We start from the raw sequence: 18338 nt of genomic DNA, 5'->3' as shown, positions 1-18338 counted from the left end.
GGACCGGTCCGGGCGGCCCCGAGGGGTGCGGGACGATCCCCGTCAGGCCGCCAGACCCGCCAGACCGGCCAGAGCTCCCGACGAGGGCTCGTTCGCGGCCTCGGACCTCGCGGCCTCGGACGCGGAGTCCGGCGCCGCCTGGCTCTCGGCCTCCGCGAGCAGGCCGACGAGGGTCGCGCGGGCCCGGGCGACGCGTGACCGGACGGTCCCCACCGGGCAGTCGCTGACCTCGGCCGCCTCCGCGTAGGGCAGCCCCATCAGTTGCGTGAGGACGAACGCCTCGCGCCGCTCGTCGGGCAGCACGGCCAGCAGGTCGAGGAGCGCGATCCCCTCGTCGAAGCCGGGCAGCCCGCGCGGCTGGGCCAGTTCGACGGTCAGCAGCCAGTCCTCGGCGTCGTACAGCCGGGGCCGTGCGGCGGCGTGCCGGAAACTGTCGATCACCGCGCGCCGCGCGATGGCCATCAGCCAGGAGCGGGCCGAGGACCGCCCCTCGAACCGGTGCAGACTGCCGAGCGCCCGCAGGAACGTGTCCTGGGCGAGGTCGTCGGCGGCCTGCGGATCGGCACTCAGATGGGCGACGTACCGCACGACATCACGGTGCAGGGCGCCGACGAAACGTTCGACGGCGACCGGATCGCCGCCCCGGGCGGCGAGCGCCCAGGCGGTTATCGACTCGTCGACCGAGACGGCCGGGGAAGCCGAGGCAGTCGGGCGGGTCGGGAAAGCCGGGAGAGCCGGGAGAGCCGGGGCAGGGAGTACGGGCATTACAGGAGCGATCACTGGTGTCCTTCTCGGATCATCCGGATCCGGCAGGGCGGCCCGCCCGACACGACACGGCACGAAGCCATTCGATGGGGGGGCAGGCGGCGGGAGCCATGCGCGGGGATGTGGGCGCACGCCGCTGCCGGGAGAGGGAGGACGGCCGTCCGCGCAGGCGGGTACGGCCGAGGCCCGGAGCGCTCGCGGAGGCCGACGGAGAGTGTGTCGGCATGGCGTGGAGCGGCCCGGGGAACCGGCTGTCTCAGACGACAGCGATCCCCGTCGGCGGGCCCCGGGAAGTGATCGCGTGGACGAGCAGGAAACGCCGCGGCGCCCGGTCCGAGCCGCCCCGCCTCGGGCGCAGCCGGGGACGGTCCGGGGTCGCGGGCAGTGTGAGGGCCAGCCGCAGCGGAGCGATGAGCCGGCCGGCCACGGCCCGCAGGATGCGGAACGCGGCCCGCTCACCGTGCGCCAGCCACAGGCCGCACAGCAGGGCGGCGAGCGTGTGGGCGGCGAGCATGCCGTACGAGGACGACAGGACGTCCATGCCGTGGGCACCGTGGGCCATGTGGACGCCGTGGGCCATGTGGGCCATGCCCATGGAGTCCATGGAATTCATGGAGTCCATCGCCATACCGGCGGAACCCGTACCCCTGCCCGTGCCCGTACCGGCGCTCCGGGTGAGCGAGAACACTGAGTGGAGCGCGCCCTGGGCGACGACCACCACGCCGACGACCAGCGGGAGTCCGCGCTCGCGGCCGGTCAGACACCAGCCCACGCCGCCGGTGACCAGGGCCCCGGCCGCAAGCGTCCACCAGGCGACGGCGGAGCCGGACATGAGCACGTGACCAAGGGCGGCGAGCAGCACGCAGACGGCCGCGAACACCGCGGCCCGTAGCGTGCGCGCACCCCACCCGGCAGTCATGACGGCCCCCATCCTCCCATCCAGGGCTCGAACGTCACTGGTAGGTACGCAAATTACCGATCAGCCGTTCGGCCCTGCATCCACCGCCCTCACTATTTTGAACGCGTTCAAATATCTGCGCTACTCTCGCACCGACACGTTCCGAACCCCAGGGGGAGTCGTGAAGATAGTCATACCCGGAGGAACCGGTCAGGTGGGTGGCATCCTGAACCGGGCGCTCACCGCCGCCGGCCACGACGTCACCGTCCTGACCCGACGGCCCACGCGCGCCGGTGAGACCGGCTGGGACGGCGAGACCCTGGGCGCCTGGGCCGGGGCGGTCGACGGCAGCGACGTCGTGATCAACCTGGCGGGCCGCAGCGTGAGCTGCCGCTACACGCCCGCCAACCTGCGGGCCATGATGGACTCGCGGGTGCACTCCGCCCGGGTCGTCGGCGAGGCGATCGCGGGCGCCGCACGGCCTCCCCGGCTCTGGCTCCAGATGAGCACGGCCACGGTCTACGCCCACCGCTTCGACGCCCCGAACGACGAGACGACCGGCGTCATCGGCGGCACCGAACGAGGCGTACCGGACTACTGGGGGTACAGCGTCGAGATCGCCAAGGCCTGGGAGGCGGCCCAGGAGCAGGCGGCGACACCCGCCACGCGCAAGGTCGCCCTGCGCACGTCCATGGTGATGAGCCCGGACCGCGGCGGCGTCCTCGACGTCCTGCTGAGGCTGGCCCGGCTCGGCCTCGGCGGCCCGGTCGCCGGCGGCGCGCAGTACGTGTCCTGGATCCACGACCACGACTTCGTACGCGCGATCGAGTTCCTGACCGACCGGGACGACCTCACCGGACCGGTGAACCTGGCCGCTCCCCACCCCGTCCCGCAGCGCGAGTTCATGCGCGCGCTGCGCACCGCGTGGGGCGTGCCGGTGGGCCTGCCCGCGACACGGTGGATGGCGGAGCTGGGCGCGTTCGCACTCCGCTCGGACACCGAACTCCTGCTGAAGAGCCGCCGCGTCGTCCCCGGCCGCCTGCTCGACGCGGGCTTCACCTTCGAACACGCCGAGTGGCCGGGGGCGGCCACCGACCTCGTACGCCGGGTGCGGGGAAGGGCGCGGGCGGGGACTGGCGCCTGAGCACGACCGGGGTGGCCGCGCGAGTACCCCCTGGTGAGCGTCCCTTCAAGGGCGAGAGGGAAGCTGGTCTTGATCAACTCTCTCTGGAGGTACGTGAGATGACGAGCCGTCTGCCCCGCCGTACGGTGCTCTGCGGAATGATCGGCGGCCTGGCACCGGCCGCGGCCGGCACGGGCGCCGGATCCGCCATGGCCGCGGAACGCGCACCGGGCACCATCGGAAAAGCCACCGCACAAGCCACCGTACGAGGCAAAGGACAAGCCACCGCACGAGGAAAGGGACAAGCCGCCGGACCGGAGCCGTATGTGCCGGTGGCCGTGGGTGCCGGAGGCGGGCCCGCCGGGACGGACCGGGTGCATGTGCTCAAGGTCGGCCCCGATTCGGCGGCCACCGTTCTCGTGCTGGTGCCCGGTATGTTCGGGGCCGCGAACGACTTCCGGCTGCTGGCCCGTGACCTGGTCGCGGCCGTGCCCGGTCTCCAGGTGTGGGCCCTCGACCGGCGGCAGGAGAACCTCGTCGACCGGACGGGATTCACCGGCCCCGACCCCCTCACCTACTACCTGGACGGCCACTACCGCGCCCAGGACCCGGCCGCCTCCCCCTTCGCCGCGCACTGGGGCCTGCCCCTGGCCCTCGCCGATCTCCGGACCGTGGTCCGGTCGGCGGCGCGCGGTGGCCGGCGGGTGATGCTCGGCGGGCACTCCTGGGGAGCGACGACCGCGATGGCGTACGCGGCCTGGGACTTCGACGGCTGCCCCGGCTACCGGGACCTCGCGGGGCTCGTCGCCGTCGACGGCGGTGTGCTCGGGGCGTTCCACGGCACGGGCGAACCGCCGGTCCAAGACTCGCCGGACGAGATACGGGACCGGCTGGCGGCCATCGACGCCGGGGCGGTCTTCGACCTGACGCTGAGCGGCGTGGGCCTGGGCAGCCGCGCGGAGAGCACCCAGATCTGGTACCAGCTCGCCGGCCACTACGCCCTCCACGACCCCGACGGCCCCTCGGTGCTCCAGCCCCGCCTGCCCGAAGCCCGGCGCCTGCCGTACCGGGTGACCAACGCGGGCCTGCTGGGCTTCTTCGTGGACACGGGCTTCGGCTGGCCGAACTCCATCACCGTGCACTCCGGACACCTCGCCGACAGCGGTGACCTGCGCGGCTGGGTCGACACCGGCATCACGCCGATGAGCCGGGTCGCGGCGTCGTACGCCGGTCCGGTGCCGACCGTGTGGGAGTGGTACTGGCCCGCCCGGCTCTCCGTCGACCTCGACGTCACGGACGCCTACACCGACTCCCCGCTCGCCCGCTCCCTGGGCCTGCGACTGCACCACGCCGACCGTCTCGACGTACCGCTGTACGCCTTCGGGACGAGCTACGCCAAGGGCACCATCGAGGAGGCGGCGCGCACGGTGGTGGCCGACTCCCGTATCCCGTACGCCGTTTACGAGACCGACACCGGAATGAACCACCTCGACCCGCTCTTCGCGGCCCCGGCCCGGAACACGCTGACGCGGACGCTCTCGGAGTTCCTGAGGCGGCCGACGGCACACTGACGAACCGGCGGAGCGCCGTGACGGGTGTGCGGTCCCGACACCACCGGACAGGCAACCGGAAAGGCCCCTTCACGGCGGCCCGCATGCGACACGCCGCGGAGCAGGGACTGACCCGGTTCCGCCCCGACACCGAGCCCGAGCCGCTGGACAAGGCGGAGCTGCTGGAGATCGAGGGCGAGTGCCGCGGGGAGCGGCGCGCGCTGCTCGCCGCCACCGACGAGGCGTACCGGGCCGGCGCGCGGGGGCAGGCCTTCGCCGCGTGCGTACTGGACCGGGTGAAGACGCTGGGCGGCGGAGAACGGGACGCGCGATGGCTCGACCACGCCTACCAGGAAACGCTGTTCAGCGCGCGGAACCAGTTCCACGAGAAGTGGTCCACCGCCGACCCCGGCATGGCACCACCGGACCACCTCGACGCCATCCAGGCGTACGTCCGCGAGCCGGACCCGCTGCGCGCGAGCATCGTGCGGACGCATGAACGCCGCCCTGTCCGGCGTCGTGGACGACGTCCTCAGGGGGTGCCGACTCAGTCGTCGTTCCCGGAGTTCTCGCTCGGCAGGAACGTCTGGCGTGCCCAGAGGCTCAGCAGTGCCGTTCCACCGACAAGCAGCGGCACGGGGTCCCGGGCAGGGGGAGCCAGCACGTATCCCAGCACCGTGGCCGTGCAGACCGTCAGGGGGATGAACGCCGCCGTGCCCTCCATCCCCCGTCGCAGCGCGCGCTGAGCGGTGCCCAGGGCGCTCGCCCCGCCGGGCACCCAGGGGCCGACAGCGACCACCAACAGGCCTGCGGCGGCACAGGCGTCGGCGACCTGGCAGGACATCACCCCGGGGCTGGGCGGGCCGACCGCCCACAGTCGCAGGGTGTCACCGATCAGCATGAGGGACAGCCCGACGATCCCCACCCACAGGGTGACTCTCCGGTCGCTCCGTACGAGACGGCGCAGGGCGAACAGAAAACTGAGGAAGACGACCTCAGCGGCCCACAGGACGCCGATCATCCCCGTCCCCAGCCGCCAGCCGTCACCGGCCGACCGCAGCAGTACCCATACCGTCATGAACACGGCCCCGCCCGTGACGATCCCGTCGAGCACGCGCCGCAGCAGCACACGCCGACCCGTACCGGCGTCGGCCGCGACCACCAGACCGGCCATCGCCAGGCCGACCGTCAGCGTCACCCCGGTGACCACCACCGAACCCAGCCACGACGGGGCGTCCCGTCCCGAGCCCGGAGGCCGAGCCGACAACGCGGTGACCGCTCCCCGGTACACACCTCCGGCTACCGCGGAACCCCCCAGCAGCAGCAGACGCGTCCGCACCCGTCCGCTCGTGCCCCTCGCGCGGAGCATCAGGGAGGCAGCCAGCCCCCAGCAACCGGTGGACGGCCCGAAGACCACCGCCCGCGCCGCCCCGCTGCCGGCGGCCCACGCCCCGCCGAACGTCAGCACTGTTCCCACGAGACATGCCACGCCGACCGCGCCCCAGGTCCGTACCCAGGTCCGATGGCAGCGGCCCGCCCGGAGCCCGAGCACGTCCGGCGAATCCCCCAACCCCGACATCAGGTGCGCCTTTCCACCGGTCCCCCGCCCGCGGGGCCTCCCCGCAGCCCCCCGGATCCATTCAGGCACCGTAGAAGACCCGGCACCTGCCCCGAACGAAACCATCGGCTCATTCACCCGTGCTGAGTAAGGGTGCTGAGTAAGGGAGGGCCGAGTAAGGGGTGCCGGGTGAGGGATGCCGGGTGAGGGAGAAGACCCCGTTGCGCGCCGCCGCGGGCACCGGACGTCCGGTGGTCCGGTGGTGTGGCCCCGTGCTTCTCCTCGACGGCCACCGCCCGTATCAGCAGATCCGCGGCAGCTGCTCCCCGATCGGCAGATCGACCACCCGCGTTCCCCCGAGGCCCGTCCGGGCCACGACCATGCCGGGATGCGCCTCGACGGTCTCACCGATGATCACTGCGTCCGCGCCCAGCGGGTGGGCCCGCATCGCCGCCAGGACTGCGTCGGCGTGCTCGCGGGGGACGAAGGCCACCAGCTTGCCCTCGTTGGCGATGTACATGGGGTCCAGTCCGAGAATGGCGCAGGCGTTGGCCACGGCCGGCGGGACCGGGACGTCGCGTTCCCGGATGACCACCCCCGTGCCGGAGGCCGCCGCGATCTCGTTGAGCGTGGCCGCCAGGCCGCCCCGGGTGGGATCACGCAGTACGTGCAGATCGGGGGTGACGGCGAGCATGGTCTCGACCAGCCCGCCGAGCGCCGCGCAGTCGCTCTTGATCTCCACGCCGAATTCCAGGCCCTCGCGAACGCTCATGACCGCGACCCCGTGGACACCGATCGCGCCGCTGACGATCACGACGTCGCCGGGGACGACCCGCTGGGGGCGCAGATCGACGCCCGCCGGTACGAGACCGATGCCCGCGGTGTTGATGTAGATCCCGTCGCCGTGGCCGGCCTCCACCACCTTGGTGTCGCCGGTGGCCACCTCCACACCGGCGGCGCGCGCCGCCGCGCCCAGCGCCCGGGACACCCGGGTGACCGTGTCCAGCTCGACGCCCTCCTCCAGGATGAATCCGCAGGAGAGGTAGGCGGCACGGGCGCCGCTCATGGCGAGGTCGTTGACGGTGCCGTTGACCGCCAGGTCACCGATGCTGCCGCCGGGGAAGAACAGGGGCCGCACCACGTAGGAGTCGGTGGAGAACGCCAGCCGGGCCCCGCCCAGGGAGAGGACGGCGGCATCACCCATCTGGGCGAGCGCCTCTCCCCCGTAGGCGGGCGCGAAGATCTGCTGGACCAGCTCGGCGGAGAGGACGCCACCGCCCCCGTGGCCCATGACGACCCGGGGCCGGTCACGCAGCGGCGCCGGACACACCAACGCCTCGATGTCCAGGGTGGCGGTGACAGGGAGTTCGGTGGTGTCAGACAACGGGGCTCGCCTCCCGAACAGTCGTGGTGGTGGGCACGTCCAGCCGCCGGTAGAGGTAGTACGCCGCGCAGGCTCCCTCGCTGGAGACCATGGTGGCTCCCAGGGGGGTGCGTGGGGTGCACAGGGTGCCGAAGGCCTCGCACTCGTGCGGCTTGAGCAGCCCCTGAAGGACCTCTCCGCTGCGGCACTCGGCGGGTTCCTCCGTGCGGATCCCAGTGACCGAGAAGCGGTGCTCGGCGTCGTGGTCGCGGTACTTCGGCGACAGCCGCCAGCCGCTGCCGGGGATCACCCCGATGCCGCGCCAGGCGCGGTCGGTGACCTCGAAGACGTCCTCCAGCATGGTCCGTGCGGCCGCGTTGCCCTCCGGGCGGACGGCACGGGCGTAGGCGTTGTCGACGGTGTGCTCACCGCGTTCCAGCTGATGGACCGCCCGGCGTACGCCTTCGAGGATGTCCAGTGGTTCGAAGCCGGTCACGACGATCGGCACCCGGAAGCGTTCCGCCAGTTCCGGGTACTCTCCCACGCCCATCACGCTGCACACGTGCCCGGCCGCGAGGAAGGCCTGCACCCGGCAGCTCGGCGACGACATGATCGCCTCGATGGCGGGGGGTACGCGGACATGGGACACCAGCATGCTGAAGTTCCGGATGCCCAGTTTCCGGGCCTGATGGACCGTCATGGCGTTGGGCGGTGCCGTCGTCTCGAAGCCGATGCCGAAGAACACCACCTCGCGGTCCGGGTTCTGCTGCGCGATCCGCAGCGCGTCGAGCGGCGAGTAGACGACGCGCACGTCGCCGCCCTCCGCGCGGACCTGGAACAGGTCCCGTCCCGTGCCCGGCACCCGCAGCATGTCGCCGAAGGAGCAGAAGATCACCTCCGGCCGGGAGGCGATCTCCAGAGCCTTGTCGATGACCTCCAGCGGGGTCACGCACACGGGGCAGCCCGGACCGTGGATCAACTCGACCTCGTCCGGCAGGAGTTGGTCGATGCCGTGCCGGATGATGCTGTGCGTCTGCCCTCCGCACACCTCCATCAGGGCCCAGGGCCTGGTCACCGTGGCGTGGATGTCGTCGAGGAGCCTGCGTGCCAGCTCCGGGTCCTGGAACTCGTCGATGTACTTCACTGGTTGCGCACCTCTTCCACCGGGTCCATGCCCGCCTCCGCCGCCGCCGTTTCCCAGGGGTCGCCGAACTCCTCCTGCAACAGGCCGAGTTCGGCGAAGAGTTCGAGCGTCTGGCGGGCCGACTCCTCGTCCAGCCGTTGCAGGGCGAAGCCGACGTGGACGATGGCGTACTCGCCGACCCGAAGGTCGGGCAGGTACTCCAGGCACACCTCCTTGACCACGCCGCCGAAGTCGACGTTGGCCATCCGGGTGCCGTCCCGTTCCTCGATGTCCAGCACTCTGCCGGGTACCGCCAGGCACATGAGCCTCTCCTCGCTGTGGGGTCGCGCGTCGCTCAGTCGGTGGAAGTGGGGGTGGGAGTCCGAGTGGTCCGGGCGGCCACCATCAGCTGGCCGAGCGCCAGGCCGCCGTCGTTCGGCGGCACCGTGTGGTGCCGCAGAACCGTGAATCCGTCCGCGCGCAGGGCGGCGGCACAGGCCGAGGAGAGCAGCGTGTTGGCGAACACGCCTCCCGTCAGGGCGACCGTGTCCAGCCCGTGCCGGTCCCGGGCCCGCGCGCAGATCCGGTGCACCAGGCGGGTCACGCCCCGGTGGAAGCGGGCCGCGATCAGGGTGGGCCCGGCGCCCGCGCGCAGATCGCCGACGATCGCCGCGAGCACGGGCGCCGGATCGGCCCGTACGACGCCGCCGCCCCCGTCCTCCTCCGACTCGTGCAGGGCGAAGGCGTACGCGGTGGTGTCCTCGGCGGGAGCACGCAGAGCCGCGCCCTCCAGCTCGACGGCGGCCTGTGCCTCGTATCCGGCGTGGTGGCACACCCCGGCGAGCGAGGACACGGCGTCGAAGAGCCGGCCCATGCTGGACGTGGGGACACAGTTCAGGTCGCGCTCCAACTGCCGTTCCAGGACGCGGAGTTCGTCGGGCGGGCAGGCGGCCGTGCACGCGAGGTCGTCGGACCAGGCGATCCCGGCCGCCCACAGATGGGCCAGCGCCATGCGGTACGGCCGGCGCACAGCGGCGTCGCCACCGGGCAGCGGGACATACGCGAGGTGCCCGAACCGGGTGAAGCCGTCGTAGTCCGCGAGCAGGAACTCCCCGCCCCACACAGCGCCGTCGTCGCCGTGGCCCGTACCGTCGAAGGCGACGCCGATCACCTGCCGGGTGCCGTCCTGCCCGTGCTCGGCCATCGCGGAGGCGACATGCGCGTGATGGTGCTGGACGCGCGCGACGGGCCGACGCACCGCGTTCCGGTCGGCCCACCGGGCGGAGCGGTAGCCGGGATGCCGGTCGGAGACCAGGGTCTCGGGGCGCACCCCCGTGATGGACTCCAACTGCCCCACCGCGTGCTCGAAGGCCCGCTGCGTACCGATGTCGTCCATGTCACCGATGTGCGCCGACAGCCAGGCCTGCCGGTCCGCCCCCAGACAGAAGGCGTTCTTCAGGTCTCCGCCGACGGCGAGGGCGGGCCGCACGGGCAGCGGGAGGGAGACGGGCAGTGGGGCGTAGCCACGGGAGCGGCGGATCACCAGTTGCTCCCCGTCGCAGACGCGGACCACGGAGTCGTCGCACGGCACGTGGATCGGCCGGTCGTGGGTGAGCCAGGCGTCGGCCAGGTGCGCCAGCCGCTCCAGGGCCTCGATGTCGTCGGTGACGATCGGCTCACCGGACACGTTGCCGCTGGTCATCACGAGCAGCCGGGGACCGTCCGGGTCGCCGGGCAGGCCGAGCAGGAGATGGTGCAGGGGGGTGTACGGCAGCATCACACCGAGGTCGGGACCGCGCGGCGCGACGGCCTCGGCGGGCCGCGGATCCCCGAGGGCGTCCGTACGGCGTCTGAGCAGGACGACCGGCCTGGCCCGGCCTTCGAGCAGGCTCCGCTCCTCGGGGCTCAGCCTCACCAGGTGCTCGACGTCGGCCGCGCTCCTGGCCATGACCGCGAACGGCTTGTCCCCGCGTGCCTTGCGCCGGCGCAGACGGGCGACCGCTTCCTCGTTCGTGGCGTCGCAGGCCAGGTGGTAGCCGCCCAGGCCCTTCACGGCGAGGATCGCGCCGTCCGACAGCAGTGCGCGGGCCCCGTCGACCGGGTCCGCCCCCGTGACCTCCTCGCGCCCCTGGACCAGCAGTCGCAGCCGTGGTCCGCAGGCCGGGCAGGCGACCGGCTGCGCGTGGAAACGGCGGTCGGCCGGATCCGCGTACTCCCGGGCGCAGTCGGGGCACATCGCGAAGCCGGCCATGGTGGTGTGGGCCCGGTCGTACGGCACACCCGTGACGATCGTGAAGCGCGGGCCGCAGTGGGTGCAGTTGACGAAGGGGTGGCGGTAGCGCCGGTCCGCCGGGTCGGCCAGCTCGGCGAGGCAGTCGGCGCAGGTGGCGGAGTCCGGGGCGACCAGGGTGCGGGCCGGACCGGCGGTGCGGGAGGCAAGGATGGTGAACGCGGTGCCGCCGGCCGGACCGGCGGGCGGCAGCTCCCGGTGGTCGACGGACTCGACGCGGGCCAGCGGCGGTGCCTGGGTGGCGATCCGGTCGCAGAACCGGGCCACGTCCGAGGCGGGGCCCTCGACCTCCACGACGACGCCCTCCGACGTGTTGGTCACGTGTCCGGCCAGGGCGAGTTCGGTGGCGAGGCCGTACAGGTAGGGCCGGAAGCCCACGCCCTGCACCACTCCTCGGACGATGACTTGGCGGCGTAGCGGAGTGTCCTCGGCGACGGCGGCGGGCGCCTGTGGACCGCTCACGAGTGGGTGTGGGCCATCGCGCCGGTGGCCTCCGGGTGCGCGTGCGTGTGACCGTCGTCCGCGTGCGTGTGCGTGTGCGTGTGACCGTGGTGGTGGGGTTGCCGGGCCATGACCGGCGAGTGGACCGGTGCGCCGTCTGCGGCGGCCATCGCCCGGTCGAGCAGCACGCCGACTCCCTGCCCCCGGCGCGCCGAGGTCAGGACCACCTCGACTCCCGGATTGACCTGCTCCACGTTCGCGCGGAACGCGGCCTCGTCGAACTCGACGGCGTCCGCGATGTCGGTCTTGGTGACCACGACCAGGTGGGCGAGACCGAAGGCGGTGGGGTACTTGAGCGGCTTGTCCTCGCCCTCCGTCACGGAGGCGAGGGTGACCCTCAGCGTCTCCCCCAGGTCGTAGGAGGCCGGGCAGACCAGGTTGCCGACGTTCTCCACGAACAGCAGCCGGGTGTCGTCGGGCAGCCACCCTTCCAGGTGCCCGGCGAGCATCCCCGATTCCAGATGGCACAGTCCGTCGGTGAGCACCTGCTTGACCGGGACACCCGAACGCGCCAGGCGTGCCGCGTCGTTCTCGGTGGCGAGGTCGGCGGTCAGCGCGGCGACGGGAACGGACCGCTCCCGCGCGCACAGCAGTTCGCGCTCCAGCAGCGCGGTCTTGCCGCTGCCCGGACTGGACAGCAGGTTGACGACGACGGTGCCTCGCGCCGCCAGGTGTGCGCGCAGTTCGTGGGCGCCCGCGTCGTTCTTCGCGAGTACGGCCTGGCGCAGGTCGACGACACGGCACATGGTTCAGCGCTCCTCGGGGATCGGTTCGCGGGCGGTCGCGTGCGTGGGGCTGGGGCTTTGCCGGCGGCCGTCGTCCCAGTGCACGTCGAGGATCTGCAGTTCCCGGCCCGCGAGCAGTTCGGTGCGCGTGCCGTCGCACACGGGGCAGGTCAGCCGGGGTGGCATGCCGGTGGCCCATTCGTGTGCGCAGGGCGCGCAGCGGGCCCGCCCCGGCACCGCCTCGGTGACCAGCTCGGCGCCTTCCAGCAGGGTTCCGGCACAGGCCAACTCGAAGGAGAAGGCGAGCGCGTCGGGTACGACACCGGCGAGTTCGCCCACCTGGAGCCGTACCGATCGCACCGCCGTGACGCTTCCCGCCCGCGCGGCGGCCTCTGCCACCTGGTCCACGACGGCCAGCGCGACGGACATCTCGTGCATGGGTCTCCGTCCTGTGCGGCCTGCCTCCGGTCGGCCTTCATTAGAGGTGCGCGCACCCGGGTCGCGCGGCCCGGCACGCCGTCACCGGCCGGCGGGTACGCCGTTCGACGCAACCGCGCGGGACACCGGGTGGCGCCCGGGGTTCACATCTGCCGGATCCGCAGATAGCGCCTGACGTCGGGAAGCACCCCGGCGACGAGGGCTCCCAGAGCGGCCAGGGCCGCTCCGCCGATGACGATGACGATCTTCTTCATCCATCTCTCCTCACGTCGAAGCCTCAGCGGTTGAGGCCCGCGCCACGGACGGCACGCCGTCCCGCAGCAGCTCTTCGATCAGCCGGACGGCCCGCGGCAGCGCGTCGGACACCGGCTGACTGAGACCGATGCCCTCCTCGACACAGGCCGGTTCGCAACCGACGACCAGGACGCGGCGCGGCGGTTGTCCGCCGGTGCCTGCGCAGAGGGTGCCCAGCAGCGCCAGGACGGCGTCCGGGGTCATCCGGTGGCCGTCGATCGCGGGGACGGCGCCGGTGTCGCATCCGGCGCCGTCGGGCTCGATCACGTACAGCGTGCCGGGGGCTTCGCCGCGTGCCGTGGCGTCCACCAGGACGAGGGTGTCGTAGCCGTCGAGGACCTGGTAGGCGAGGTGGACGCCACGTACGCCGATGTCCACCACCTCGACGTGCTGCGGCAGTTGCCGTTCGGCCAGGCGGCGAGCGGTCTCCACGCCGAAGCCGTCGTCGCCGAGGAAGATGTTCCCGATGCCCGCGACGAGAGTTCTCGGACCTGCCGGTGCGGGAAGGCCCTCCGGTGGGGAAAGGTTCATACGTCGTCCTCCAGCGGGGTGATCTCGTCGGGCTGGAAGTACAGGAACCGTCCCTGCTCGCGGCGGATGTCGGCGCCCGGGTCGCCCTCGACGGTGACCGCCAGGTGCACCCCGCCGTCGACGTCGTGCAGCACCGCCTCGACCTTCGCGGCGCGGCCCCGCAGGAAGATGTCCTGCGCGTCGGTGCGCCGCAGGCCCGGGTGGAGCTCGACGCGGCTGCCCTTGCCCACCGACCGGCCGTCCACGACCACCCGGTCCTCGGTCGGGTCGAAGCCCGCGTCGCTCGCGGGGTCCCACCAGGGGGTGTCCGGGCGCGGCACCCCGTACTCGTCGGGAAAGCCGTCGGCCGGGGCGGTGGGACCATGGTCGGCGGGGCCGGGACCGGTGACCTCGCGCAGGCTCCGCACCGCCCCGTGCAGGCGTTCCAGGACCTCGGCAGGCATCGTGTCCGCCAGCTCGATCACGGCGGCGGCCCGCTCGTCGGTGCCCCTGGCCTCGCGTTTCTCCTCGTCGGTGAGGGCCGCGGTGCGCAGCGCGAGGATCTCGTCGATCTCGGTGGCGTCGTAGAGCGCGCCGATGCTCTCCGGCGCGATGGCCGGATGGTCCTCCAGGATGATCGGCGAGGACAGCACGAGGTCGGCGCTGCCGGGTTCGCCGGCGAGTACGGGCCAGGTGTGCAGGTTGCGGCAGGCGGCGACCGCGCCCTTCGCCCACTCGGGGGGATCGGTCATGGACAGGAACGATCCGGCGCTGAGGGCCATGAGGAGGTGGGTTGCCACCAGGGAGTGCGGCAGCGCGGCCTCCCGGTCGGCGGTGTGCCCCTCGGTCGGTGTCCAGTCGCTGGTGTTCTCGACGACGGCGGTCAGCCGCACGGCCCGGTAGGGACCGTCGAGTTCGTGGGCGGACAGCCGGACCGTCCCGCTGACCTCCGCGCACCGCCGGACCAGTCGGCCGACGGTCCGGCCCGCCGCGTCCAGGACCGGTTCGGTGTCCTCCCGGGCGGGGAGCCGGAAGGGGTGGACGATGCCGTCGCCGAGGAGTTCGTCCACCGGCGCGACCATCTCGACACGCTCCTCGCCGCCCTCGTCCCAGGGCACCAGCACCCGGTCGTCGAGGTGGAGTTCGGGGACCGTGTCCCAGCCGCCGTCGGGGCGGGCCCGCTGCACCGTGCGCCGCCGGGCGCGCAGGAAGCGCACCTCGACCGAGAGGGTCGCGTCCCCCTTCGGTTCCATCAGGCACTCGGTGTGCTGGAAGTCGTGCTCCTCGCACTCGGCGCCCCAGCCGGGCGGCACCAGCACCCCGAACTGCCAGCGCAGCCGGTTCTTGGCGGCGGAGGCGCGGTACGGGTAGAGCACGTAGCCCTCGAAGAGGACGGCGTCGGCCACCTGCCGGGCGAGGGCGAACCGCTCCTCCGTGTCGGAGGCGAACGCGGTCACGGTCACGGATCCGTCCTTCCGATGGTGGCGGTGAGCGCGCGGAACGGGTCGCTCCGGGGCGGGGCCACAGGGCTGTCGGCGTCAGTTCTGTCGGCGTCGAGCAGGGCCTTGAGGGTCGCCTCCCAGGAGGGCAGGGCGTGCCGGGAGCGGTAGGCGAGGAGGGCGTCCATGGTGTCGCGGGGCAGCCGGATCCAGCCGCAGCCGGGGAAGTGCTGCTCGACCATCTCCCGCCAGGTGGTGACCGGCATCCGGAAGGCCGCCTCCCGGTCCCAGGGCACCGGCTCCACCTGGAAACCGCCGGCTCCGGTGAACGCCGTACCGGAGAAGAGCATCAGCAGGGGGACCTCGCCGTCGGTAAGGGCGTTGAGGTAGCGGGTGGCGGCGATCTCCATGTCGTAGGTGCAGGGCACGACGAGGTCGGTCTCGATCTCTCCGGTGAAGCTCGGGACCATGACCGCGACCTGGGCGAACTGCACCGGCTGGAGGGTGCTGCCCCAGCGTGAGCGCTCGCCGAAGAGGTCCGCGAGGCCGTCTGCCTCGGCGGGCTCGTAGCCGCGGCGGGCGGGTTCGATACGGATCTGGCAGCGCAGCGCGAGGGCGTGCACACGCGCGTTGTCGCCGGCGGTGACGCGCAGCCGGAAGACGAGGGTCGGTCCGGCGGCGTACCGGTCGGCGCGGACGCCGACGCAGGCGAAGGAGAACTCCGTCATGACCGCGCCTCCCCCGACGGCTGCCCCGCCTCGCCCACGGGCCGGGCGCGTCGCGCCACCTCCGCGAAGAACGCGTCCAGCGCGGCGCGGGCCTCGGCCCCGCCGTCGAAGCCCTGCCACAACAGGCGCATACGGCCGACGAGTTCGTAGCAGATGTCGATCGGTACGAGGTGGCACTCGAAGCGGCCCTCGGTGCGGCGCAGCAGCAGCGCCTCCACGTCGGGCTGGAGCAGTCCGGCGAGGGGGCTGCCGCCGAGGACGGACGTCCAGGTGGCCGGGTCGAGTTCGCTCTCGGTGGCTCCGGCCGGGCTGGGGTAGAGGGCGACCAGCCGGTCGAGCGCCGCGTTGCGGAAGAGGAAGGCGACGCCGACCGGGATCTGCAACGCGTCCCACGTGCTCTCGTCGAGGCGGTGTCCGGGGTCGGTGAGGTATCGGTCCGGGACCGTGCGGAAGCGGCCCGCGGCGGCACCCGGCTGTGCCATCAGCAGGGCGCAGGGGGTGCAGGCGCAGGCGAGGGCGCGTTTCTCGGTGTCGACGAGATGGCGGTGTCCCGCCTCCACCGTGGCGGCGCACAGCTCGCACCGTTCGGGCTGCGGAGGTCTCTCGGTGAGGAACCTCCGCAGTCCGGTCGTGCGCGTCGCCGGGGACGCCGTCATCGGGCCCCCGCCGGTGCCGTGCTGATCTGGAGGAGCGTGGGCCCGGCGGGCGCGGTCCGTACGTCGACGGCTCTGACCTCGGGTGCGAAGCAGGCGAGCGCCGTCTCGGCGGCCTCGCGGGCGCCCGCGCCGGAGCCGGAGCCGCAACCGCAGCCACCGCCACCGCTCTCCCGGGCCCGCAGGGTCAGCGTGCCGCTCTCCTCGTCGAAGTCCACGACGTCCAGGGCGTGTTCCCGTACGGCGTCGAGGGCGCGGGCGATGCGGGTGTCGCGGTCCTCGGGGTGCAGTTCGTGCAGGACGAGCAGGCTCGCGACGAGTTCGTCACCGAGCAGCCCCGCCGACGCCTCGCCGGGAGCGGAGGACAGCAGATGGAGGATGCGGGCCAGGCCGGCGCCGTAGAAGTCCATGAGGGAGCGGACGAGTTCCTCCGCCGCCGCGGCGGCGGCCGGGTCGCCGCTCGCGGTCAGCCGCTCCAGCACCTCCTCGACCCGGCGTCCGGTCTGCTCCGCGTTCACCGGCGCCGTCACCGTCGGCGCGCTCATCCGCCCAGTCCGCTCAGACCGGTGGGCACGTGCATCGACTTCACGGTCTTGCCGCCGACGTACATGTGGACGCCGCAGGGCAGGCAGGGGTCGAAGCTGCGGACGGCGCGCATGATGTCGATGCCCTTGAAGTTCTCCGGGGTGTTCTCCTCGAAGATGGGCGTGTTCTGCACGGCGTCCTCGTACGGGCCCGGTGTGCCGAAGGTGTCCCTGGTGCTGGCGTTCCAGGGGGTGGGCGGGTACGGGTGGTAGTTGGCGATCTTGCCGTCGCGGATCACCATGTGGTGGGAGAGGACGCCTCGTACCGCCTCGGTGAAGCCGACTCCGATGCCCTCGTCCGGGACCTCGAACTTCTCCCAGGTCTGGGTGCGTCCGGCGCGGACCTCCGCGAGGCCCTTCTCGGCGCAGTGCAGGGCGACGGCGGCGGCGTACGCCTGGAAGTAGGTGCGGGCGCGGTTGCGCTCCAGCGCGTTGGACCACTTCGGGATCTTCCACTCGAAGGTGGTCTCCGGCTTGGTCATGGTGCGGGGCAGGTTGATGACCACGCTGTGGCCGGTGGCCTTGATGTACCCGATGTCGACGAGCCCGGACAGGGCGGTGGACCACAGGCGGGCGAGGGGGCCGCCGCCGGTGTCCAGGGCGAGGTGGTCCTTGCCGTCGAACCAGCGCGGGGACATGACCCAGCTGTACTTGTCGTCGAAGTTCCGCTTCTGCGGGGCGGGGATGGTGTGCTGGTTCCACGGGTGGCGCGGGTCCACCGGGTTGCCGAGCGGGTCGTGGGTGACGAACTGCTCCTGACCCTGCCAGTCCTCGTAGTAGGAGCTGCCGAGGAGGATGCGGATGCCGAGGTTGATCTCGGTGAGGTCGTTGGTGACGAGTTTGCCGTCCACGACCACACCGGGGGTGACGAACATCTTCCGTCCCCAGTCGGTCATGTTGGCGTAGGTGAAGTCGCAGTACTCGGGGTCGTTGAGCGCGCCCCAGCAGCCGAGCATGACCCGGCGGCGGCCGACCTCCTCGTACCCGGGCAGGGCCTCGTAGAAGAAGTCGAACAGGTCGTCGTGCAGGGGTACGACGCGCTTCATGAACTCCACGTAGCGCATCAGGCGGCTCATGTAGTCCGTGAAGAGCTGCACGGAGGCGATGGTGCCGACGCCGCCCGGGTAGAGCGTGGAGGGGTGCACATGGCGGCCCTCCATCAGGCAGAACATCTCGCGGGTGTAGCGGCTGACCTGGAGGGCCTCGCGGTAGAACTCCCCTTCGAGGGGGTTCAGCGAGCGCATGATGTCGGCGATGGTGCGGAAGCCGTGCTCGGCGGCGTGCGGGGCCTCGGTGCGCTCGGCGAGTTCGAGGACGCCGGGGTTGGTCTCCTTGACCATCTTCTCGCAGTAGTCGACCCCCACCAGGTTCTCCTGGAAGATGTTGTGGTCGAACATGTACTCCGCCGACTCGCCGAGGTTGATGATCCACTCGGCGAGATGCGGGGGCTTCACGCCGTACGCCATGTTCTGCGCGTACACCGAGCAGGTGGCGTGGTTGTCGCCGCAGATGCCGCAGATGCGGCTGGTGATGAAGTGGGCGTCGCGGGGGTCCTTGCCGCGCATGAAGACGCTGTAGCCGCGGAAGACCGACGACGTGCTGTAGCACTCCGCGACCCGCTTCTGCTTGAAGTCGATCTTCGTGTGGATGCCCAGGGAGCCCACGATCCGGGTGATCGGGTCCCAGGCCATCTCCACCAGGCCGCTGCCGTCGCCGGCCGCCTTCGTCTTCGGTGCCATCGTGTGTGCCGTGCCCTTCGTTGCGGGAGGGTTCGTGTGGGGGGGTGCACGAAGCGG

The 18338-nt window shown here is 72.3% G+C and carries 18 protein-coding genes; 2 read left to right on the top strand and 16 right to left on the bottom strand.

All coding sequences use genetic code 11. The features are described 5' to 3' along the window. Positions 1 to 42 precede the first annotated feature (42 nt). Together AOK08_RS12410 and AOK08_RS12405 are read right to left on the bottom strand one after the other, a co-directional pair. Entirely contained in the window at positions 43 to 765 is a 723-nt protein-coding gene (locus AOK08_RS12410; RefSeq protein ID WP_055525564.1) for a sigma-70 family RNA polymerase sigma factor, read from the bottom strand. Between the two features lie 256 nt (positions 766 to 1021). Further along, positions 1022 to 1684, bottom strand: coding sequence for a hypothetical protein (locus AOK08_RS12405; RefSeq protein WP_063794050.1), 663 nt, complete (start codon positions 1682 to 1684; stop codon positions 1022 to 1024). Positions 1685 to 1844: 160 nt separating this feature from the next. Here AOK08_RS12405 and AOK08_RS12400 point away from each other — a divergent pair, with 160 nt between their 5' ends. Beyond that, positions 1845 to 2807: a TIGR01777 family oxidoreductase gene (locus AOK08_RS12400; protein WP_055525562.1), complete on the top strand. Its 963-nt coding sequence runs from the start codon at positions 1845 to 1847 to the stop codon at positions 2805 to 2807. A 98-nt stretch (positions 2808 to 2905) separates the two neighbouring features. Continuing rightward, positions 2906 to 4357 carry an alpha/beta hydrolase gene (locus AOK08_RS12395; protein WP_055525561.1) on the top strand — a complete coding sequence of 484 codons (1452 nt, stop codon included), beginning with the start codon at positions 2906 to 2908 and terminating at the stop codon, positions 4355 to 4357. A gap of 526 nt (positions 4358 to 4883) precedes the next feature. On the opposite strand, the gene AOK08_RS12390 is transcribed toward AOK08_RS12395, so the two are convergent. The 14 genes from AOK08_RS12390 to AOK08_RS12330 form a co-directional block, all read right to left on the bottom strand. Then, a complete protein-coding gene (locus AOK08_RS12390) occupies positions 4884 to 5804 on the bottom strand; it encodes a hypothetical protein (protein WP_241826929.1) in 921 nt (306 codons plus the stop codon). A 391-nt stretch (positions 5805 to 6195) separates the two neighbouring features. Beyond that, entirely contained in the window at positions 6196 to 7278 is a 1083-nt protein-coding gene (hypE, locus tag AOK08_RS12385; RefSeq protein ID WP_055525560.1) for a hydrogenase expression/formation protein HypE, read from the bottom strand. Beyond that, complete coding sequence (gene hypD / locus AOK08_RS12380; RefSeq protein ID WP_055525559.1) at positions 7271 to 8401, bottom strand: hydrogenase formation protein HypD; 1131 nt, start codon at positions 8399 to 8401, stop codon at positions 7271 to 7273. The genes hypE and hypD overlap by 8 nt, the downstream gene beginning before the upstream one ends. Continuing rightward, on the bottom strand, positions 8398 to 8703 hold the full coding sequence (locus tag AOK08_RS12375) for a HypC/HybG/HupF family hydrogenase formation chaperone (RefSeq protein WP_079053988.1): 306 nt from the start codon (positions 8701 to 8703) through the stop codon (positions 8398 to 8400). Before AOK08_RS12375 ends, hypD begins: the two co-directional genes overlap by 4 nt. Positions 8704 to 8735: 32 nt before the next feature. Continuing rightward, a complete protein-coding gene (hypF, locus tag AOK08_RS12370; protein ID WP_055525558.1) occupies positions 8736 to 11132 on the bottom strand; it encodes a carbamoyltransferase HypF in 2397 nt (798 codons plus the stop codon). Next, on the bottom strand, positions 11129 to 11917 hold the full coding sequence (hypB, locus tag AOK08_RS12365; protein WP_055525557.1) for a hydrogenase nickel incorporation protein HypB: 789 nt from the start codon (positions 11915 to 11917) through the stop codon (positions 11129 to 11131). The genes hypF and hypB overlap by 4 nt, the downstream gene beginning before the upstream one ends. Before the next feature lie 3 nt (positions 11918 to 11920). Then, positions 11921 to 12334 (bottom strand): hydrogenase maturation nickel metallochaperone HypA/HybF, encoded by a 414-nt coding sequence (locus tag AOK08_RS12360; protein WP_055525556.1) that lies wholly within the window; start codon positions 12332 to 12334, stop codon positions 11921 to 11923. 143 nt (positions 12335 to 12477) lie between these two features. Next, complete coding sequence (locus tag AOK08_RS48875; protein ID WP_405540346.1) at positions 12478 to 12588, bottom strand: DUF6893 family small protein; 111 nt, start codon at positions 12586 to 12588, stop codon at positions 12478 to 12480. A 10-nt stretch (positions 12589 to 12598) separates the two neighbouring features. Next, complete coding sequence (locus tag AOK08_RS12355) at positions 12599 to 13159, bottom strand: hydrogenase maturation protease (RefSeq protein WP_055525555.1); 561 nt, start codon at positions 13157 to 13159, stop codon at positions 12599 to 12601. After that, positions 13156 to 14601: a hypothetical protein gene (locus AOK08_RS12350; RefSeq protein ID WP_055525554.1), complete on the bottom strand. Its 1446-nt coding sequence runs from the start codon at positions 14599 to 14601 to the stop codon at positions 13156 to 13158. The genes AOK08_RS12355 and AOK08_RS12350 overlap by 4 nt, the downstream gene beginning before the upstream one ends. Continuing rightward, entirely contained in the window at positions 14598 to 15305 is a 708-nt protein-coding gene (locus AOK08_RS12345; protein ID WP_055525553.1) for a DUF6084 family protein, read from the bottom strand. The genes AOK08_RS12350 and AOK08_RS12345 overlap by 4 nt, the downstream gene beginning before the upstream one ends. Then, positions 15302 to 15961 (bottom strand): DUF5947 family protein, encoded by a 660-nt coding sequence (locus AOK08_RS12340; protein WP_055525552.1) that lies wholly within the window; start codon positions 15959 to 15961, stop codon positions 15302 to 15304. The genes AOK08_RS12345 and AOK08_RS12340 overlap by 4 nt, the downstream gene beginning before the upstream one ends. Then, positions 15958 to 16503, bottom strand: a complete 546-nt coding sequence (locus tag AOK08_RS12335) for a protein kinase family protein (RefSeq protein ID WP_055525551.1) — start codon at positions 16501 to 16503, stop codon at positions 15958 to 15960. Before AOK08_RS12335 ends, AOK08_RS12340 begins: the two co-directional genes overlap by 4 nt. Further along, positions 16500 to 18281 (bottom strand): nickel-dependent hydrogenase large subunit, encoded by a 1782-nt coding sequence (locus AOK08_RS12330; protein ID WP_055525550.1) that lies wholly within the window; start codon positions 18279 to 18281, stop codon positions 16500 to 16502. The genes AOK08_RS12335 and AOK08_RS12330 overlap by 4 nt, the downstream gene beginning before the upstream one ends. Positions 18282 to 18338 lie beyond the last annotated feature (57 nt).

This window comes from Streptomyces graminilatus (genome assembly GCF_001418565.1).
In the GTDB taxonomy this organism is placed as follows: domain Bacteria; phylum Actinomycetota; class Actinomycetes; order Streptomycetales; family Streptomycetaceae; genus Streptomyces; species Streptomyces graminilatus.
This window is presented reverse-complemented; position numbering and strand designations above follow the sequence as displayed.